Source organism: Citrobacter sp. LST-B2, assembly GCF_057983045.1.
Genome location: NZ_CP192598.1, coordinates 3,091,243 through 3,110,216, shown reverse-complemented (window position 1 = coordinate 3,110,216; position 18,974 = coordinate 3,091,243). Strand labels below are relative to the sequence as shown.

Annotated in this window: 17 protein-coding genes; all 17 read left to right on the top strand. The window is 54.2% G+C overall.

Features of this window, described 5'->3' with window-relative positions:
• Positions 1 to 13: 13 nt before the first annotated feature.
• The 17 genes from wcaA to wcaM all read left to right on the top strand — a co-directional run bounded on the left by wcaA (position 14) and on the right by wcaM (position 18,903).
• A complete protein-coding gene (gene wcaA / locus ACQ0PY_RS15125) occupies positions 14 to 856 on the top strand; it encodes a colanic acid biosynthesis glycosyltransferase WcaA (protein WP_044258698.1) in 843 nt (280 codons plus the stop codon).
• A gap of 2 nt (positions 857 to 858) precedes the next feature.
• Complete coding sequence (gene wcaB / locus ACQ0PY_RS15120; RefSeq protein ID WP_043000182.1) at positions 859 to 1,347, top strand: colanic acid biosynthesis acetyltransferase WcaB; 489 nt, start codon at positions 859 to 861, stop codon at positions 1,345 to 1,347.
• A complete protein-coding gene (wcaC, locus tag ACQ0PY_RS15115; protein ID WP_109740378.1) occupies positions 1,344 to 2,561 on the top strand; it encodes a colanic acid biosynthesis glycosyltransferase WcaC in 1,218 nt (405 codons plus the stop codon). Before wcaB ends, wcaC begins: the two co-directional genes overlap by 4 nt.
• Positions 2,536 to 3,756 carry a colanic acid polymerase WcaD gene (gene wcaD / locus ACQ0PY_RS15110; protein ID WP_043000184.1) on the top strand — a complete coding sequence of 407 codons (1,221 nt, stop codon included), beginning with the start codon at positions 2,536 to 2,538 and terminating at the stop codon, positions 3,754 to 3,756. The genes wcaC and wcaD overlap by 26 nt, the downstream gene beginning before the upstream one ends.
• Positions 3,757 to 3,769: 13 nt before the next feature.
• The gene (wcaE, locus tag ACQ0PY_RS15105; RefSeq protein ID WP_043000185.1) at positions 3,770 to 4,516 is read left to right on the top strand and encodes a colanic acid biosynthesis glycosyltransferase WcaE; all 747 of its coding nucleotides are present in this window, start codon (positions 3,770 to 3,772) and stop codon (positions 4,514 to 4,516) included.
• 16 nt (positions 4,517 to 4,532) lie between these two features.
• Positions 4,533 to 5,078, top strand: coding sequence for a colanic acid biosynthesis acetyltransferase WcaF (wcaF, locus tag ACQ0PY_RS15100; protein WP_043000186.1), 546 nt, complete (start codon positions 4,533 to 4,535; stop codon positions 5,076 to 5,078).
• A gap of 144 nt (positions 5,079 to 5,222) precedes the next feature.
• Positions 5,223 to 6,344, top strand: coding sequence for a GDP-mannose 4,6-dehydratase (gene gmd, locus ACQ0PY_RS15095; protein ID WP_043000187.1), 1,122 nt, complete (start codon positions 5,223 to 5,225; stop codon positions 6,342 to 6,344).
• A 2-nt stretch (positions 6,345 to 6,346) separates the two neighbouring features.
• Positions 6,347 to 7,312, top strand: coding sequence for a GDP-L-fucose synthase (gene fcl / locus ACQ0PY_RS15090; RefSeq protein WP_043000188.1), 966 nt, complete (start codon positions 6,347 to 6,349; stop codon positions 7,310 to 7,312).
• A 2-nt stretch (positions 7,313 to 7,314) separates the two neighbouring features.
• Positions 7,315 to 7,794, top strand: coding sequence for a GDP-mannose mannosyl hydrolase (locus tag ACQ0PY_RS15085; RefSeq protein WP_043000189.1), 480 nt, complete (start codon positions 7,315 to 7,317; stop codon positions 7,792 to 7,794).
• Positions 7,791 to 9,014, top strand: coding sequence for a colanic acid biosynthesis fucosyltransferase WcaI (gene wcaI / locus ACQ0PY_RS15080; protein WP_043000190.1), 1,224 nt, complete (start codon positions 7,791 to 7,793; stop codon positions 9,012 to 9,014). The genes ACQ0PY_RS15085 and wcaI overlap by 4 nt, the downstream gene beginning before the upstream one ends.
• Before the next feature lie 3 nt (positions 9,015 to 9,017).
• Positions 9,018 to 10,454 carry a mannose-1-phosphate guanyltransferase gene (gene cpsB, locus ACQ0PY_RS15075; protein WP_043000191.1) on the top strand — a complete coding sequence of 479 codons (1,437 nt, stop codon included), beginning with the start codon at positions 9,018 to 9,020 and terminating at the stop codon, positions 10,452 to 10,454.
• 193 nt (positions 10,455 to 10,647) lie between these two features.
• Entirely contained in the window at positions 10,648 to 12,018 is a 1,371-nt protein-coding gene (gene cpsG / locus ACQ0PY_RS15070; protein ID WP_043000192.1) for a colanic acid biosynthesis phosphomannomutase CpsG, read from the top strand.
• Positions 12,019 to 12,072: 54 nt separating this feature from the next.
• On the top strand, positions 12,073 to 13,467 hold the full coding sequence (wcaJ, locus tag ACQ0PY_RS15065) for an undecaprenyl-phosphate glucose phosphotransferase (protein ID WP_043000193.1): 1,395 nt from the start codon (positions 12,073 to 12,075) through the stop codon (positions 13,465 to 13,467).
• Positions 13,468 to 13,476: 9 nt separating this feature from the next.
• The gene (gene wzxC, locus ACQ0PY_RS15060) at positions 13,477 to 14,955 is read left to right on the top strand and encodes a colanic acid undecaprenyl disphosphate flippase WzxC (protein ID WP_109740377.1); all 1,479 of its coding nucleotides are present in this window, start codon (positions 13,477 to 13,479) and stop codon (positions 14,953 to 14,955) included.
• Positions 14,956 to 14,990: 35 nt separating this feature from the next.
• Entirely contained in the window at positions 14,991 to 16,271 is a 1,281-nt protein-coding gene (wcaK, locus tag ACQ0PY_RS15055; RefSeq protein ID WP_043000195.1) for a colanic acid biosynthesis pyruvyl transferase WcaK, read from the top strand.
• Positions 16,268 to 17,488, top strand: a complete 1,221-nt coding sequence (gene wcaL / locus ACQ0PY_RS15050; protein ID WP_109740376.1) for a colanic acid biosynthesis glycosyltransferase WcaL — start codon at positions 16,268 to 16,270, stop codon at positions 17,486 to 17,488. The genes wcaK and wcaL overlap by 4 nt, the downstream gene beginning before the upstream one ends.
• Positions 17,489 to 17,499: 11 nt before the next feature.
• Complete coding sequence (gene wcaM, locus ACQ0PY_RS15045; RefSeq protein ID WP_109740375.1) at positions 17,500 to 18,903, top strand: colanic acid biosynthesis protein WcaM; 1,404 nt, start codon at positions 17,500 to 17,502, stop codon at positions 18,901 to 18,903.
• Positions 18,904 to 18,974 lie beyond the last annotated feature (71 nt).

The following is an 18,974-nucleotide window of genomic DNA, read 5'->3' as shown; positions in this document are numbered from 1 at the left end:
CTGGGAAAAGAGCATGAATACAGAAAATCCGCTGATCTCCATTTATATGCCAACCTGGAACCGGCAGCAGCTCGCCATTCGGGCAATTAAATCGGTGCTGCGTCAGGACTATCCCCACTGGGAGATGATCATTGTTGATGATTGCTCTTCCTCTTATGAACAGCTACAGCAGTTTGTTGAGGGATTAAACGACCCGCGCGTACGTTACACCCATAATGAGATCAACTCTGGCGCCTGCGCGGTGCGTAATCAGGCCATCGTCCAGGCGCAAGGGCATTACATCACCGGTATTGATGATGATGATGAGTGGACGCCAAACCGTTTGAGCGTGTTCCTTGCCCATAAACATCAACTGGTGACTCACGCTTTTTTGTACGCCAACGATTATGTCTGCGAAGGCGAAGTTTACTCGCAGCCGGCGAGCCTGCCGCTGTATCCGAAATCCCCTTACTCGCGCCACCTGTTCTATAAACGCAACATCATAGGCAATCAGGTCTTTACCTGGGCGTGGCGGTTTAAAGAGTGCCTGTTCGATACCGAACTGAAAGCCGCGCAGGATTACGACATCTTTCTGCGGATGGTGGTGGAGTATGGCGAACCGTGGAAGGTGGAGGAGGCGACGCAGATCCTGCACGTTAATCATGGCGAAATGCAGATCACCTCGTCACCGAAGAAATTCTCTGGCTACTTCCATTTTTACCGCAAGCATAAAGATAAATTTGACCGCGCCAGTAAGAAATATCAGCTGTTTACGCTCTACCAGATCCGCAATAAGCGCATGACCTGGCGCACGTTGCTGACGCTGTTTTCACTGCGCAACGGCAAGCGTCTGGCTGACGGGCTGCGAGGACGTTAAGCATGCTGGAAGATATTCGCGCGAACAGCTGGAGCCTGCGCCCGTGCTGCATGGTGCTGGCCTACCGGGTTGCTCATTTCTGCTCCGTCTGGCGCAAAAAAAACGTGCTGAACAATCTGTGGGCCGCGCCGGTGCTGGTGCTATATCGGCTGATAACCGAATGCCTGTTCGGCTATGAAATCCAGGCGGCGGCCACCATCGGACGACGCTTCACCATTCATCATGGTTACGCCGTGGTGATTAACAAAAACGTGGTGGCCGGTGACGATTTCACGGTTCGTCATGGCGTCACTATCGGCAATCGTGGTGCTGACAGCCTGGCCTGTCCGGTGATAGGCAACGGCGTCGAACTGGGTGCCAACGTGATCGTGCTGGGTGACATCCGCATCGGAAATAACGTGACGATTGGCGCAGGCAGCGTGGTGCTCGACAGCATCCCGGACAATGCGCTGGTGGTGGGCGAGAAGGCCCGGGTGAAGGTAATTAAATGAATATTGTGCAATTTAATGTGCGACTGGCGGAAGGCGGTGCGGCTGGAGTGGCATTAGATCTGCATCAGCGCGCACTGCAAAAAGGGCTGACTTCGCAATTTATTTACGGCTACGGCAAGGGCGGGAAAAAGAGCGTCAGCCATAGCCACTATCCTCATGTCATCAAACAGACGCCGCGTCTGACGTCAGTGGCTAATATCGCCCTGTTTCGCCTGTTCAATCGCGATCTGTTTGGCAATCTGAACAATCTCTACCGTACCGTGACCCGCACGTCAGGCCCGCTGGTGCTGCATTTTCACGTTCTGCATAGCTACTGGTTGAATCTGGCTGACGTGGTAGCGTTCTGCGAAAAGGTGAAAAACCACAAGCCGGACGTCACGCTGGTCTGGACACTGCACGATCACTGGAGTGTGACCGGGCGCTGCGCCTTTACCGACGGCTGCGAGGGGTGGAAAACCGGCTGCCAGAAATGCCCAACGCTGAGTAATTATCCGCCGGTGAAAGTTGACCGCGCGCATAACCTGGTCGATGGAAAACGCCAACTGTTCCGCCAGATGCTGGCGCTGGGTTGCCAGTTTATCTCTCCAAGCCAACACGTTGCCGATGCGTTTAACAGCCTGTACGGCGTGGGGCGCTGCCGCATTATCAATAATGGGATCGATGTGGCGACCGAAGCGATTCTGGCAGAATTGTCTCCGGTCAATGAGACCCCGGGGAAACCGAAAATTGCGATTGTGGCCCATGACCTGCGCTATGACGGAAAAACTAATCAGCGTCTGGTGCGCGACATGATAGCGCTGGGCGATAAGGTTGAACTGCATACCTTTGGCAAATTCTCGCCGTTTGACGGGGCAAACGTGGTGAATCACGGCTTCGAAACTGACAAACGCAAACTGATGAGCGCGCTCAACCAGATGGACGCGCTGGTGTTCAGCTCCCGCGTGGATAACTATCCACTGATTTTATGTGAAGCGTTGTCAATCGGCGTGCCGGTGATCGCCACCCACAGCGACGCGGCGCAGGAAGTGCTGCGCAAGGCGGGCGGAAAAACGTTTGCCGCTGAAGAGGTGCTGTCACTGGTGCAGATGAACAAAACTGACATCGCGCAGACGGTTTTTGGTACCTCGCTCAGCGCCTTCCGCGAGCGCAGTCGTGCGGCGTACAGTGGTCAACAGATGCTGGAGGAATATGTCTCGTTCTATCAGAATCTGTAGCTATCTGCTGCTGCCGCTGATCTACCTGCTGGTCAACGTCAAAATTGCCCAACTGGGCGAAAGTTTCCCCATCACTATTGTCACTTTTTTACCCGTTTTACTGCTGCTGTACGTTGAACGAATCAGCATTAAGAAACTGATGATTGCATTAGGGATTGGAGCAGGGCTGACGGCGTTTAACTATCTGTTCGGTCAGTCTCTGGACGCCAGCAAATACGTCACCTCAACGATGCTGTTTGTCTATATCGTGATCATTATCGGTATGGTCTGGAGCATTCGCTTCAAAACCATCTCACCGCATAACTACCGTAAGATCCTGCGCTTTTTCTATCTGGTGGTGGCGCTGGTGGTGGTGCTGGCGGCGGCGGAAATGGCGCAAATTATCCTGACCGGCGGCAGTAGCCTGATGGAAAGCATTTCGAAGTACCTTATTTACAGCAATAGCTATGTGTTGAATTTTATTAAATTTGGCGGCAAGCGAACCACCGCGCTCTATTTCGAACCGGCATTTTTTGCTCTGGCCTTAATCTCAATTTGGCTCAGCATCAAACAGTTTGGTATCAAAACGCCTAAAACCGATGCTATGATTCTGGCAGGGATAATATTATCAGGATCGTTTTCAGGGGTAATGACATTTATCCTGTTTTACCTGCTGGAATGGGCGTTCCAGTATCTGAATAAGGATGCGATAAAGAAAAAACTGCCGCTGGCGATAATCTCATTAGCCGTGTTTTTAGTAGGGGTGATATTTGCATTTCCTTATATCTCCACACGTCTTGGAGATTTAGGAACGGAAGGGTCGTCTTCTTATTATCGTATTGTCGGCCCGTTAGTGATGGTCGGTTATTCTTTAACCCATATCGATGGCGTCGTCAGATTTGGCTCACTTTATGAATATGTCGCATCATTCGGAATCTTTAACGGTGCAGATGTCGGGAAAACAATAGACAATGGTTTGTATCTGCTGATTATTTATTTTTCCTGGTTCGCGGTGTTAATGACGCTGTGGTACATGTGGAAAATCTTAAAAATGACGTTAAATGCATTTGGCGATAATCGGAATTTTCGGGTGCAACTTTATCTTTTTACACCGGTGTCACTGTTTTTTACCGGTTCAATATTTAGCCCGGAATATGCATTTTTAATCGTTTGTCCGTTTATTTTGCGCAAGGCGCTGAATATGACAAAAGTATGATGAGGTTAATTCTATGCTGCTCAGTATTATCACCGTCGCGTTTCGCAATCTGGACGGCATCGTCAAAACCCATGCGTCGCTGGCGCATCTGGCGAAGGCGACCGACATCCGCTTTGAGTGGATCGTGGTGGACGGCGGTTCAAATGACGGTACGCAAGAATTTCTGGAAAACCTCTGCGGTAACTACCACTTACGTTTTGTCAGCGAACCGGATAACGGCATCTATGATGCGATGAACAAGGGCATTGAAATGGCGCGTGGCAAGTTCGCGCTGTTCCTTAACTCCGGCGATATCTTTCATCCGGATGTCGCCCACGTTGTACGTCAGTTACAGACACAAAAAGATGACGTGATGATTACCGGTGATGCGCTGCTCGATTTTGGCGATGGTCATAAAACGAAGCGTAGCGCGAAACCCGGTTGGTATATCTATCACAGCCTGCCGGCCAGCCATCAGGCAATCTTTTTCCCGCTGGCGGGACTAAAAGTCTGGCACTACGACCTGCAATATAAAGTGTCATCGGATTATGCGCTGGCCGCCAGATTGTATAAAGAAGGTTATGACTTTAAAAAACTGGACGGTCTGGTCTCTGAATTTTCAATGGGCGGTGTGTCAACGACGAATAATCTGGAATTATGCGAAGACGCCAAAAAAGTGCAGCGTCAGATATTACGCGTGCCGGGTTTTTGGGCTGAATTATCGAAGCTATTACGCTTACGTACGACAGGTAAAACGAAAGCCTTATATAACAAAGCCTGAAATATAAGGATTAATGATGCAGGATTTACGTGGTTTCTCCGTACCGAAAGGATTTCGCGGCGGAAATGTAATTAAAGTGCAATTGTGGTGGGCCGTACAGGCAACATTATTTTCCTGGTCACCGCAGGTGTTATATCGCTGGCGCGCTTTTTTGCTCCGTCTGTTTGGCGCGAAAATAGGAAAAAACGTAGTCATTCGACCGTCGGTGAAAATTACCTATCCGTGGAAATTAACCATTGGTGATTATGCCTGGGTAGGGGATGACGTCAATTTATATACGCTCGGCGATATTACGATTGGTGCCCATGCGGTGGTTTCGCAGAAAAGCTATTTGTGTACCGGCAGTCACGATCATACCAGCGCGCATTTTGATATTAACGCCACCCCGATTGTGATTGGCGATAAATGCTGGCTGGCAACGGATGTGTTTGTGGCGCCAGGCGTAACGATAGGCGATGGCACTGTCGTCGGTGCGCGCAGCAGTGTTTTTAAATCGCTACCGGCAAATATGATTTGCCGTGGCAATCCCGCAGTTGTGATACGCGAACGCGTTGAAAAGTAATCAGTTTCCCCGTCATGTTTCGGGCTGTAGCAGTGTTGGCTTTCCTTGATTATCCGGTCACTTACTTCTGTAAGCTCCTGGATAAGCGGCGTCACCGCCTTGCTATAACCCGAACGATTTAGGGGATAATTAAGAGGTAATAAAATGTCTAAAGTCGCTCTCATTACCGGCGTTACCGGGCAGGATGGTTCTTACCTGGCAGAACTTCTGCTGGAAAAAGGTTATGAGGTTCACGGTATTAAGCGTCGTGCGTCTTCATTTAACACCGAGCGCGTGGATCACATCTATCAGGATCCCCATGCGAGCAACCCGAAATTCCATCTGCACTACGGTGACCTGACGGACTCCTCCAACCTGACGCGTATTCTGCAGGAAGTGCAGCCGGATGAAGTCTACAACCTGGGTGCGATGAGCCACGTTGCGGTTTCCTTCGAATCGCCGGAATACACCGCCGATGTGGATGCGATGGGAACGCTGCGTCTGCTGGAAGCCATCCGCTTCCTCGGTCTGGAAAAGAAAACCCGTTTCTATCAGGCATCGACCTCTGAGCTGTACGGTCTGGTGCAGGAAATCCCGCAAAAAGAGACCACGCCATTCTACCCGCGCTCGCCGTATGCGGTCGCCAAACTTTACGCCTACTGGATCACCGTCAACTACCGTGAATCCTATGGTATCTACGCCTGTAACGGCATCCTGTTTAACCATGAATCGCCGCGTCGTGGCGAAACCTTCGTCACCCGTAAAATCACCCGCGCGATTGCTAACATCGCTCAGGGGCTGGAGTCCTGCCTGTATCTCGGCAACATGGATTCCCTGCGTGACTGGGGCCATGCGAAAGACTACGTCAAAATGCAGTGGATGATGCTGCAACAGGAACAGCCGGAAGACTTCGTGATCGCGACCGGCGTGCAGTACTCCGTGCGTCAGTTCGTCGAAATGGCGGCGGCCCAGCTGGGGATCAAACTGCGCTTTGAAGGCGAAGGCGTGGAAGAGAAAGGGATTGTGGTTTCTGTCACCGGTCATGACGCGCCAGGCGTGAAACCGGGTGATGTGATTGTGGCCGTTGATCCGCGCTACTTCCGTCCGGCAGAAGTGGAAACTCTGCTGGGTGACCCGAGCAAAGCGCATGAGAAACTGGGCTGGAAACCGGAAATTACGTTGCAGGAAATGGTCTCCGAGATGGTCGCTAAAGATCTGGAAGCGGCGAAGAAACACTCCCTGCTGAAATCTCATGGCTACGAGGTTGCCATCGCGCTGGAGTCCTGAGAATGAGCAAACAACGTATTTTTATTGCTGGTCATCGCGGAATGGTGGGTTCCGCGATTGCCCGCCAGCTTGCGCAGCGTGGTGATGTGGAGCTGGTGCTGCGCACCCGCGATGAGCTGAACCTGCTGGACAGCAAGGCAGTGCTGGATTTCTTTGCCACTGAGCGTATCGATCAGGTTTATCTGGCGGCGGCGAAGGTAGGCGGTATTGTTGCCAATAACACGTATCCGGCCGATTTCATCTTTGAAAATATGATGATGGAAAGCAACATCATTCACGCCGCGCATCTGCATAACGTGAATAAGCTACTGTTCCTCGGTTCGTCCTGTATCTATCCCAAACTGGCAAAACAGCCGATGGCGGAGAGTGAACTGTTGCAGGGCACGCTGGAACCAACCAACGAGCCGTATGCCATTGCCAAGATTGCCGGTATCAAACTGTGCGAGTCATACAACCGCCAGTACGGGCGCGACTATCGTTCCGTGATGCCGACCAACCTGTATGGTCCACATGACAACTTCCATCCGAGCAATTCGCACGTGATCCCGGCGTTGCTGCGTCGTTTCCACGAAGCGACCATGCAGAATGCGGCGGACGTGGTGGTGTGGGGCAGCGGGACGCCGATGCGTGAGTTTCTGCACGTCGATGATATGGCCGCCGCCAGCATCCATGTGATGGAACTGGACAGCGAAGTCTGGCAGGAGAACACCCAGCCGATGCTGTCGCACATTAACGTCGGTACGGGCGTGGATTGCACCATTCGCGAACTGGCGCAGACCATCGCTCAGGTTGTGGGCTACAAGGGCCGCGTGGTATTTGACGCGACGAAGCCGGACGGTACGCCGCGAAAACTGCTGGATGTGACCCGTTTGCATCAGCTGGGCTGGTATCACGAGATCTCACTGGAAGCGGGCCTTGCCAGCACATATCAGTGGTTCCTTGAGAATCAGCATCGGTTCCGGGGGTAAACATGTTTTTACGTCAGGAAGATTTTGCTACCGTCGTGCGTTCCACGCCGCTTGTCTCCCTCGATTTGATCGTGGAAAACGCGCAGGGGGAATTTCTGCTGGGTAAACGACTGAACCGACCGGCGCAGGGCTTCTGGTTCGTGCCCGGTGGCCGGGTGCAAAAAGATGAGCCGCTGAGTGCGGCCTTCGAACGCCTGACCGAAGCCGAACTGGGGCTACGTTTGCCGCTGTCTGCCGGGGAGTTTTATGGCGTCTGGCAGCATTTCTATGACGACAACTTTTCCGGTGAAGACTTCTCAACGCATTACATCGTGCTCGGTTTCCGACTGCGGGTGCAGGCGCATGATTTGCCTCTGCCTGACGCGCAGCACGGCGCTTACTGCTGGCTGACGCCCGCGGCGTTGCTGGCTAGCGACAACGTCCATGACAACAGTCGGGCGTATTTTTTGCCGGAATGTCAGGCTAAGGCGCTGGGATTATGAGGATCCTTGTGTATGGCATCAACTACTCACCGGAGTTAACCGGCATCGGTAAATACACCGGTGAAATGGTGGAGTGGATGGCGCGCGAAGGCCATGATGTGCGGGTTATCACCGCGCCGCCATATTACCCGCAGTGGAAAGTGGGCGAGCGCTATTCAGCCTGGCGCTATCGCCGGGAAGAGGGGGATGCCACTGTCTGGCGCTGCCCACTGTATGTGCCAAAGCAGCCGTCAACACTGAAACGATTACTGCATCTGGGCAGCTTCGCCCTCAGCAGCTTTTTCCCGCTGATGGCGCAGCGTCGCTGGAAGCCGGATCGCATTATTGGCGTGGTGCCCACGCTGTTTTGTACGCCGGGAATGCGGCTGCTGGCGAAACTCTCAGGCGCCCGCACGCTGCTGCACATTCAGGATTATGAAGTCGATGCGATGCTGGGGCTCGGTCTGGCAGGCAACGGTAAAACCGGCAAAGTGGCACAGCTGGCGACCGCTTTCGAGCGTAGCGGTCTGCATAACGTCGACAATGTCTCCACCATCTCCCGCTCAATGATGAATAAAGCCCAGGCGAAAGGGGTGGCGGCAGAGAAAGTGATCTTCTTCCCTAACTGGTCAGAAGTCGCCCGTTTTCAGAATGTTAACGATGACGAGGTTATCAGCCTCCGCCAACAGCTTGGTTTGCCGGATGACAAAAAAATCATTCTTTACTCCGGCAATATCGGCGAGAAGCAAGGGCTGGAAAACGTGATTGCGGCGGCGGAACAACTGCGTGAGCAGCCGCTGGTTTTCGCTATCGTCGGGCAGGGCGGCGGCAAAGCGCGTCTGGAGAAAATGGCCCGCGAGCGCGGTCTGCGCAACGTTCTGTTTTTCCCGTTGCAGCCTTACGAGGCGCTGCCTGCGCTATTGAAGATGGGCGATTGCCACCTGGTGGTGCAAAAACGCGGGGCGGCGGATGCCGTTCTGCCCTCCAAGCTGACCAATATTCTGGCGGTGGGCGGCAATGCGGTGATTACCGCAGAACCTGAGACGGAACTCGGCCAGCTTTGCGACCGCTATGCAGGCATTGCGGTGTGCGTTGAGCCGGAATCGGTCGATGCGCTGGTGGCAGGGATAACGATGGCGCTCACCATGCCAAAAAACAACACGGTGGCACGTGAATATGCCGAACGCACGCTCGATAAAGAGAATGTGCTACGTCAATTTATGAATGATATTCGGGATTAAATTATGAGTCAGACAACACTCTATCCGGTTGTGATGGCCGGTGGCTCCGGTAGCCGCTTATGGCCGCTTTCCCGTGTACTTTATCCTAAGCAGTTCCTGTGCCTGAAAGGCGATCTCACCATGCTGCAAACGACCATTTGTCGTCTTAACGGCGTGGAGTGCGAAAGTCCGGTGGTGATCTGCAACGAGCAGCATCGTTTTATCGTCGCGGAGCAATTGCGTCAGCTTAATAAACTGACGGAGAACATTATTCTTGAACCGGCGGGACGTAATACCGCGCCGGCCATTGCATTAGCGGCGCTGGCGGCAAAACGTCACAGTCCGGACTGCGACCCGCTGATGCTGGTGTTGGCGGCAGACCACGTGATTGCCAACGAAGAGGCCTTCCGCGACGCGGTGCGCAACGCGATGCCGTACGCCGAAGCCGGAAAGCTGGTCACGTTTGGTATCGTTCCGGATCTGCCGGAAACGGGCTACGGCTATATCCGTCGTGGCGATGTCACCCCCGGCGTTAACGATGCCGTGGCGTTTGACGTTGCGCAGTTTGTGGAAAAACCGAGTCTGGAAACAGCGCAGGCCTATGTCGCCAGCGGTGATTATTACTGGAACAGCGGGATGTTTCTGTTCCGCGCCGGACGCTATCTGGAAGAGCTGAAAAAATACCGTCCCGATATCCTGGAAGCCTGCGAAAACGCGATGAGCGTGGTCGATCCGGATCTCGATTTCATTCGCGTGGATGAAGCATCATTCCTGGCGTGTCCGGAAGAATCTGTCGATTACGCAGTAATGGAACGCACGGCGGATGCGGTGGTGATGCCGATGGATGCGGGCTGGAGCGATGTCGGCTCCTGGTCCTCGCTGTGGGAAATCAGCGCCCATACCGCCGAGGGAAACGTCCATCACGGCGACGTCATCAGCCATAAAACCGAAAACAGCTACGTCTATGCCGAATCGGGACTGGTGACCACCGTCGGCGTGAAAGACCTGGTGGTGGTGCAGACCAAAGACGCGGTGCTGATTGCCGACCGTAACGCGGTGCAGGACGTAAAAAAAGTGGTTGAACAAATCAAAGCCGATGGCCGCCACGAACACCATATTCACCGCGAAGTGTACCGTCCGTGGGGGAAATATGATTCCATCGACGCCGGTGACCGCTATCAGGTCAAACGCATCACCGTGAAACCAGGGGAAGGGCTGTCGGTACAGATGCACCACCACCGCGCCGAACACTGGGTGGTGGTGGCGGGTACCGCTAAAGTCACCATTGACGGTGAGATCAAACTGCTCGGTGAAAACGAGTCTGTCTACATTCCGCTGGGAGCCACCCACTGTCTGGAAAACCCAGGGAAAATTCCACTCGATCTGATTGAAGTGCGCTCAGGTTCTTACCTCGAAGAGGATGATGTAGTGCGGTTTGAGGATCGCTACGGCCGGGTGTGACGCCCTAACCATCATCTTTCGCGCCGCAGATGCGTTGGCTTCCTTTACGCACCCCGGTCACTTCGTTGACTAAGCTCCCGGGGATACGCGCAATCGCCGCCTTCCTGCAACGCGAAATCTAATGGTTATGTACTTTACAAAAAATATCTCCAGTCCGGAGAGGGACAACTGTTGCCTGAATAAGGGTAAAAACATGACAAAATTAACCTGTTTCAAAGCCTACGATATTCGCGGCAGGCTGGGCGAAGAGCTGAATGAAGAGATTGCGTGGCGGATTGGTCGCGCTTACGGCGAATTTCTGAAGCCGAAAACCATTGTGCTGGGCGGCGACGTGCGTCTGACCAGTGAGGCGCTGAAGCTGGCGCTGGCAAAAGGGTTGCAGGATGCCGGCGTTGACGTGCTGGATATCGGCCTGTCGGGCACCGAAGAGATCTACTTCGCGACTTTCCACCTTGGCGTGGACGGCGGGATTGAAGTCACCGCCAGCCACAACCCGATGGACTACAACGGCATGAAGCTGGTGCGCGAAGGCGCGCGTCCCATCAGTGGCGATACCGGTCTGCGTGACGTGCAGCGTCTGGCCGAGGCCAACGACTTCCCGCCGGTGAACCCCGCGCAGCGCGGAAGCTATAAGCAAATCTCCCTGCGTGATGCCTATATCGACCATCTGTTCGGCTACATCAATGTTAAAAACCTCACCCCGCTGAAGCTGGTGATCAACTCCGGTAACGGCGCGGCAGGCCCGGTGGTGGACGCCATCGACGCGCGCTTTCAGGCGCTGGGCGTGCCGGTAGAATTGATCAAAGTGCATAACACCCCGGACGGCAACTTCCCGAACGGCATTCCTAATCCGCTGTTGCCGGAGTGTCGCGCCGATACCCGCAATGCGGTGATTGAACATGGCGCGGACATGGGGATTGCCTTTGACGGTGATTTCGACCGCTGCTTCCTGTTCGACGAGAAAGGCCAGTTCATCGAGGGTTACTACATTGTCGGCCTGCTGGCGGAAGCGTTCCTCGAAAAACAGCCGGGCGCCAAAATCATTCACGACCCGCGTCTGTCCTGGAACACGGTGGATGTGGTGAAAGCGGCGGGCGGCACGCCGGTGATGTCGAAAACCGGTCACGCTTTCATTAAAGAGCGGATGCGCCACGAAGACGCCATCTACGGCGGCGAGATGAGCGCCCACCACTATTTCCGTGATTTTGCTTACTGCGACAGCGGAATGATCCCGTGGTTGCTGGTGGCGGAACTGGTGTGTCTGAAGGGACAGTCACTGGGTGAACTGGTACGAGACCGGATGGCGGCATTCCCGGCGAGCGGCGAAATCAACAGCAAGCTGGAGGAACCGGCGGCAGCGATTTCTCGGGTGGAACAACACTTTGCCAGCGAGGCGCTGGCGGTGGACAGAACCGACGGCATCAGCATGTCGTTCGTCGACTGGCGTTTCAACCTGCGCTCCTCCAACACCGAACCGGTGGTACGCCTGAACGTGGAGTCACGCGGCGATATTCCGCTGATGGAAGCGCGAACGCGCACTCTGCTGGCGTTACTGAATCAGTAAGGTCAGATCTTCCCTTACCCGCTGGCGGGTAAGGGGCTAATAACAGGAACAACGATGACAAATCTAAAAAAGCGCGAACGGGCCAAAACCAATGCATCGTTAATCTCTATGGTGCAACGCTTTTCAGATATCACCATCATGTTTGGCGGGCTGTGGGTTGTCTGCGAAGTCAGTGGACTGCCTTTCCTGTATATGCACCTGTTGGTGGCGCTGATCACGTTGGTTGTTTTCCAGATGCTGGGTGGCATAACCGATTTCTATCGCTCATGGCGCGGCGTCAAAATTTCCACTGAACTGACTCTCCTGCTGCAAAACTGGACGCTGAGCCTCGTCTTTAGCGCCGGTCTGGTGGCATTCAATCAGGATTTCGATAACCGCCTCGCGGTCTGGCTGGCGTGGTATCTGCTGACCAGCGTCGGACTGGTCTTCTGCCGATCGTTTATTCGCATCGGTGCAGGATGGCTACGCAACCGTGGCTACAACACGCGTCGGGTGGCCGTCGCGGGCGATCTGCCTGCCGGACGGGCGCTGCTCGATAGCTTCCGCAACGAACCGTGGTTAGGTTTTGAGGTAGTTGGCGTTTATCACGATCCGAAACCGGGCGGCGTTACCTCTGACTGGGCAGGTAACCTCGAACAACTGGTTGAAGACGCGAAAGCGTCACGCATCCATAACGTCTACATTGCGATGGCGATGTGCGACGGCGCGCGGGTGAAAAAACTGGTGCGCGAACTGGCGGATACCACCTGTTCGGTGATTCTCATTCCGGACGTGTTTACCTTCAACATTCTGCATTCCCGCATCGAAGAGGTGAGTGGCGTGCCGGTGGTGCCGCTGTATGACACGCCGCTGTCGGGTATCAACCGTCTGCTTAAGCGTGCGGAAGATATCGTGCTGGCGTCGCTGATCCTGCTGCTGATCTCACCGGTGTTGTGCTGCATTGCGCTGGCGGTGAAGCTGAGTTCGCCGGGGCCGATCATCTTCCGTCAGACCCGTTATGGCATGGACGGTAAACCGATCAACGTGTGGAAATTCCGCTCAATGAAGGTGATGGAAAACGACAAGGTCGTCACACAGGCGACGCAGAACGATCCGCGCGTCACCCGAGTGGGGAATTTCCTGCGTCGTACCTCGCTGGATGAACTACCGCAGTTTATTAATGTGCTGACCGGTGGCATGTCTATCGTCGGGCCGCGTCCGCATGCGGTGGCGCATAACGAACAGTATCGTCAACTGATTGAAGGCTACATGCTACGCCACAAGGTGAAGCCGGGGATCACCGGTTGGGCGCAAATCAACGGCTGGCGCGGTGAAACTGACACGCTGGAGAAAATGGAAAAACGCGTGGAGTACGATCTGGAGTACATCCGCGAGTGGAGCGTGTGGTTCGACATCAAGATCGTTTTTCTGACGGTGTTTAAGGGCTTTGTTAACAAAGCGGCGTACTGAGGAACGGTCATGAGCTTACGTGAAAAAACCATCAGCGGCGCGAAGTGGTCGGCGATTGCCACGGTGATCATTATCAGCCTTGGGCTTATCCAGATGACGGTACTGGCGCGGATCGTCGATAACCACCAGTTCGGCCTGCTGACCGTGTCGCTGGTGATCATTGCGCTGGCCGATACGCTGTCTGACTTCGGTATTGCCAACTCCATTATTCAGCGCAAGGCGATAAGCCATCTTGAGCTGACCACGCTGTACTGGCTGAACGTCGGGTTGGGAATCATCGTCTGTGTGGCGGTCTTCCTGCTTAGCGATGTGATTAGCAATGTGCTGCATAACCCGGATCTGGTGCCGCTGATTAAAACGCTGTCGCTGGCGTTTGTGGTGATCCCGCACGGGCAGCAGTTCCGCGCGCTGATGCAGAAAGAGCTGGAGTTCAACAAGATTGGGATGATTGAAACCAGCGCTGTACTGGCAGGTTTTACATTTACCGTTGTCAGCGCGCATTTCTGGCCGCTGGCGATGACGGCCATACTCGGTTACCTGGTAAATAGCGCGGTGCGCACGCTGTTGTTTGGCTATTTTGGCCGCAAGATCTACCGTCCGGGTCTGCACTTTTCGCTGGCGTCCGTTTCGTCGAATTTGCGCTTTGGTGCGTGGCTGACGGCGGACAGCATCATCAACTACGTCAACACCAACCTTTCCACGCTGGTGCTGGCGCGTATTCTCGGTGCCGGCGTCGCAGGGGGCTATAACCTGGCGTATAACGTGGCAGTGGTGCCGCCGATGAAGCTCAACCCCATCATCACCCGCGTGCTGTTTCCGGCATTTGCCAAAATTCAGGACGACACCCAGAAGCTGCGCGTGAACTTCTACAAACTGCTTTCCGTGGTGGGCATTATCAACTTCCCGGCATTGCTGGGCCTGATGGTGGTTGCTAATAATTTTGTGCCGCTGGTCTTTGGCGAGAAGTGGAACAGCATCATTCCTGTGCTGCAACTGCTGTGCGTGGTGGGGTTGCTGCGCTCGGTTGGTAATCCGATTGGTTCGCTGTTGATGGCGAAAGCGCGGGTAGACATCAGCTTTAAATTCAATGTGTTTAAAACGTTCCTGTTCATCCCGGCGATTATTGTCGGCGGGCAGATGGCGGGCGCAATTGGCGTGACGCTGGGCTTCCTGCTGGTGCAAATTATCAACACCATTCTGAGCTATTTCGTGATGATCAAACCGGTGCTGGGTTCCAGCTACCGCCAGTACATTCTGAGCCTGTGGCTGCCGTTCTATCTCTCATTGCCGACGCTGGCGGTGAGCTACGGTCTGGGTATCGCGTTACAGGGACATCTGTCGCTCGGTGTGCTGCTGGCGACGCAGATTGCCGCCGGTGCGCTGGCGTTCGCGGTGATGATCGTGCTCTCACGCCATCCGCTGGTGGTGGAGATGAAGCGCCAGTTTTGTCGCAGCGAAAAAATGAAAACCTTGCTTCGTGCAGGATAAGTTTTGCCGGATGGCAACGATTTTAAGAGGGTGAAATGAAATTATTGATTCTGGGCAACCATACCTGCGGCAACCGTGGCGACAGTGCGATTTTACGTGGTCTGCTGGACGCCATTCACCGCCTCGAGCCTGACGCGGAAGTGGATGTGATGAGCCGCTACCCGGTGAGTTCGTCCTGGCTTTTGAACCGTCCGGTGATGGGCGATCCGCTCTTTTTACAGATGAAACAGCACAACAGCGCGGCTGGCGTAGTGGGGCGGGTGAAAAAAATCCTCCGTCGTCGCTATCAGCATCAGGTGCTGCTTTCCCGCGTTACCGATACCGGCAAGCTGCGTAATATCGCGATTGCTCAGGGTTTTACCGATTTCGTGCGTTTGCTTGCGGGTTATGACGCTATCGTTCAGGTGGGTGGTTCGTTCTTCGTCGACTTGTACGGTGTTCCGCAGTTTGAACACGCGCTGTGTACCTTTATGGCGAAAAAACCACTGTACATGGTCGGTCACAGCGTCGGTCCGTTCCAGGATCCGCAATTTAATCAACTGGCTAACTATGTTTTCGGCCACTGTGATGCACTGATCCTGCGGGAGTCGGTCAGCCTGGAGCTGATGAAACGCAGTGACATCACCACTGAAAAAGTGGAGCACGGCGTGGATACCGCCTGGTTGGTGGATCATCACGATGAAGATTTTACGCCGGGCTATGCCGTTCAACACTGGCTGAGCGTAGCGGCGCAGCAGAAAACGGTGGCAATTACCCTGCGAGAACTGGCGCCGTTTGATAAACGCCTGGGCACCACGCAGGAGGCTTATGAGAAAGCCTTCGCTGGTGTGGTCAACCGCATTCTGGATGAGGGCTATCAGGTTATCGCACTGTCTACCTGTACCGGCATTGACAGCTATAACAAAGATGACCGCATGGTGGCGCTGAATCTGCGCCAGTACGTCAGCGACCCGGCGCGTTACCACGTGGTGATGGATGAACTCAATGATCTGGAGATGGGCAAGATCCTCGGCGCATGCGACCTGACGGTTGGCACACGCCTGCATTCCGCCATTATCTCGATGAACTTCGCGACGCCTGCTATTGCGATTAATTACGAGCACAAATCGGCGGGCATCATGCAGCAACTGGGGATGCCGGAGATGGCGATAGATATCCGTCATCTGCTGGATGGCAGTCTGCAAGCGATGGTGGCGGATACGCTCGGACAGTTGCCGCAGATCAATGAGCGTCTTGCGCAGGCGGTGCGTCGCGAGCGTGAACAGGGATACCGTATGGTGGAGTCGGTGTTAACGCGCATCGGGGAGGGGAAATGAAGGTCAGCTTTTTTTTACTGAAATTTCCGCTGTCGTCGGAAACCTTCGTCCTCAACCAGATTACCGCGTTTATCGACATGGGTTTTGACGTTGAGATTGTCGCCCTGCAAAAAGGTGACACGCAAAATACGCATGCCGCCTGGGAAAAATATGGCCTGGCGGCCAGAACGCGCTGGCTACAGGACGAGCCGCCGGGACGTCTGGCAAAGCTGCGCACTCGGGCAGTGAAAACGCTGTCAGGACTGCACCGGGCGACGACGTGGAAATCGCTCAACTTCTCTCGCTACGGCGATGAATCACGTAACCTGATCCTCTCTTCAATCTGTGCGCAGATAAGTCAACCCCTGCGTGCGGATGTCTTTATCGCCCACTTTGGTCCGGCCGGCGTAACGGCGGCGAAGCTGCGAGAGCTGGGCGTTATTCAGGGCAAGATTGCGACGATTTTTCACGGTATTGATATTTCCAGTCGGGAAGTTCTTAACCATTACACGCCGGAGTACCAGCAATTGTTCCGTCGTGGCGATCTGATGTTGCCGATTAGCGATCTCTGGGCTGGAAGGCTGAAAAGCATGGGCTGTCCGCCGGAGAAGATTGCCGTTTCACGGATGGGCGTGGATATGACACGCTTTACGCACCGGCCAGCGAAAGCCCCCGGTACGCCGCTGGAGATTATCTCTGTTGCGCGACTGACTGAGAAAAAAGGACTGCATGTGGCGATAGAGGCCTGCCGCCAGTTGAAGGAGCAGGGTGTGGCGTTTCGTTATCGCATTCTGGGTATGGGTCCCTGGGAGCGGCGATTGCGCACGTTGATTGAGCAGTATCAGCTTGATGACGTGATTGAGATGCCGGGATTTAAGCCCAGCCATGAAGTGAAAACGATGCTGGATAACGCGGATGTCTTTCTGTTGCCGTCGATTACCGGCACGGATGGCGACATGGAAGGCATTCCCGTTGCGTTGATGGAAGCGATGGCGGTGGGGATCCCGGTGGTCTCTACCGTTCACAGTGGGATCCCGGAGCTGGTGGATGCCGGGGAATCCGGCTGGCTGGTACCGGAAAACGACGCCCATGCGCTGGCGCAACAGATCGCGTTGTTCAGCCAACTTGATCACCAGACGCTGGAACCCATCATCCAGCGCGCGCGTGAAAAAGTTGAACATGATTTTAATCAGCAGGTGATCAATCGTCAGTTGGCCAGCCTGCTGCAAACGATGTAAACCGAGGTTGTATGCCAGAGAAAACACTCTCCCGACGTACCTTCCTGACGGCAAGCTCCGCGCTTGCCGTACTTCCTGTCCTCCATTCACCTTTTGCCCGCGCTGTTGCGTCCCGCAAAACCGTCAATATTCAGGATTACAATGCGAAAGACTGGATTGCCTCCTTTCGACAGGCCTTCAGCGACGCAGAGACCGTGGTGGTGCCAGCGGGACTGGTGTGCGAGAACATCAATACCGGCATTTTTATCCCACCGGGAAAAACGCTGCATGTGCTGGGCCGCCTGAGCGGTAATGGGCGTGGTCGCTTTGTGTTGCTGGAGGGATGTCAGGTCACTGGCGAGAAGGGGGGGAGCCTGCACAATATTACGCTGGATGTACGCGGTTCCGATTGTGTGATTAACGGCCTTGCGATGAGCGGTTTTGGGCCGGTGACGCAGATTTATATTGGTGGGAAAAAGCCGCGCGTGATGCGCAATCTGGTCATCGATAATCTCACCGTGACCCAGGCCAACTATGCGATTCTGCGTCAGGGATTCCACAATCAGGTCGATGGCGCGCGTATTACCCACTGCCGTTTCAGCGACTTGCAGGGTGACGCCATCGAATGGAATGTCGCTATTAACGATCGCAATATCCTGATTTCTGACCACGTCATTGAACGGATCAACTGTACCAACGGCAAGATTAACTGGGGGATTGGCATTGGGCTTGCGGGGAGCACCTACGACAACACCTATCCGGAGCAGCAGACGGTTAAAAATTTTGTGGTCGCCAACATTACCGGATCAGATTGTCGGCAACTGGTGCATGTCGAGAACGGCAAACATTTTGTGATTCGCAATGTGAAGGCGAAGAACATCACCCCGGATTTCAGCAAAAAGGCAGGCATCGACAACGCGACGGTTGCCATTTACGGTTGCGATAATTTTGTGATTGATAATGTCGATATGGTTAACAGTGCCGGGATGCTCATTGGCTATGGCGTGGTCAAAGGGAAATATCTCTCCATCCCGCAAAATTTCAAACTCAACCATATCTCCCTTGATAACACGCAGCTTGAATATAAATTGCGCGGCATTCAAATTTCCTCCGGTAATGCCACCTCCTTCGTTGCACTGACCAACATCGAGATGAAGCGGGCGACGCTGGAGTTGCATAATCAGCCGCAGCATCTTTTTCTGCGCAATATCAAGGTGATGCAAGAGTCAGCAACGGGACCGGCGCTGAAGATGCACTTTGATCTGCGCAAAGACGTGCGCGGTAAGTTTATGGCGAAAGATGACACGCTGCTGTCGTTGGCAAACGTACATGCGGTGAATGAGAAGGGGCAAAGCTCAGTGGATATAGACCGCATAAACCATCATGTGGTGAACGTTGATGCGATCAACTTCCGCTTACCGGTGGGGAGGGGGTGAATTTGCGACCATTCCTGGCGAAATCGGTCCATACTTAAGATTATAGCTACTGCAATTTATCAGTGACCGGC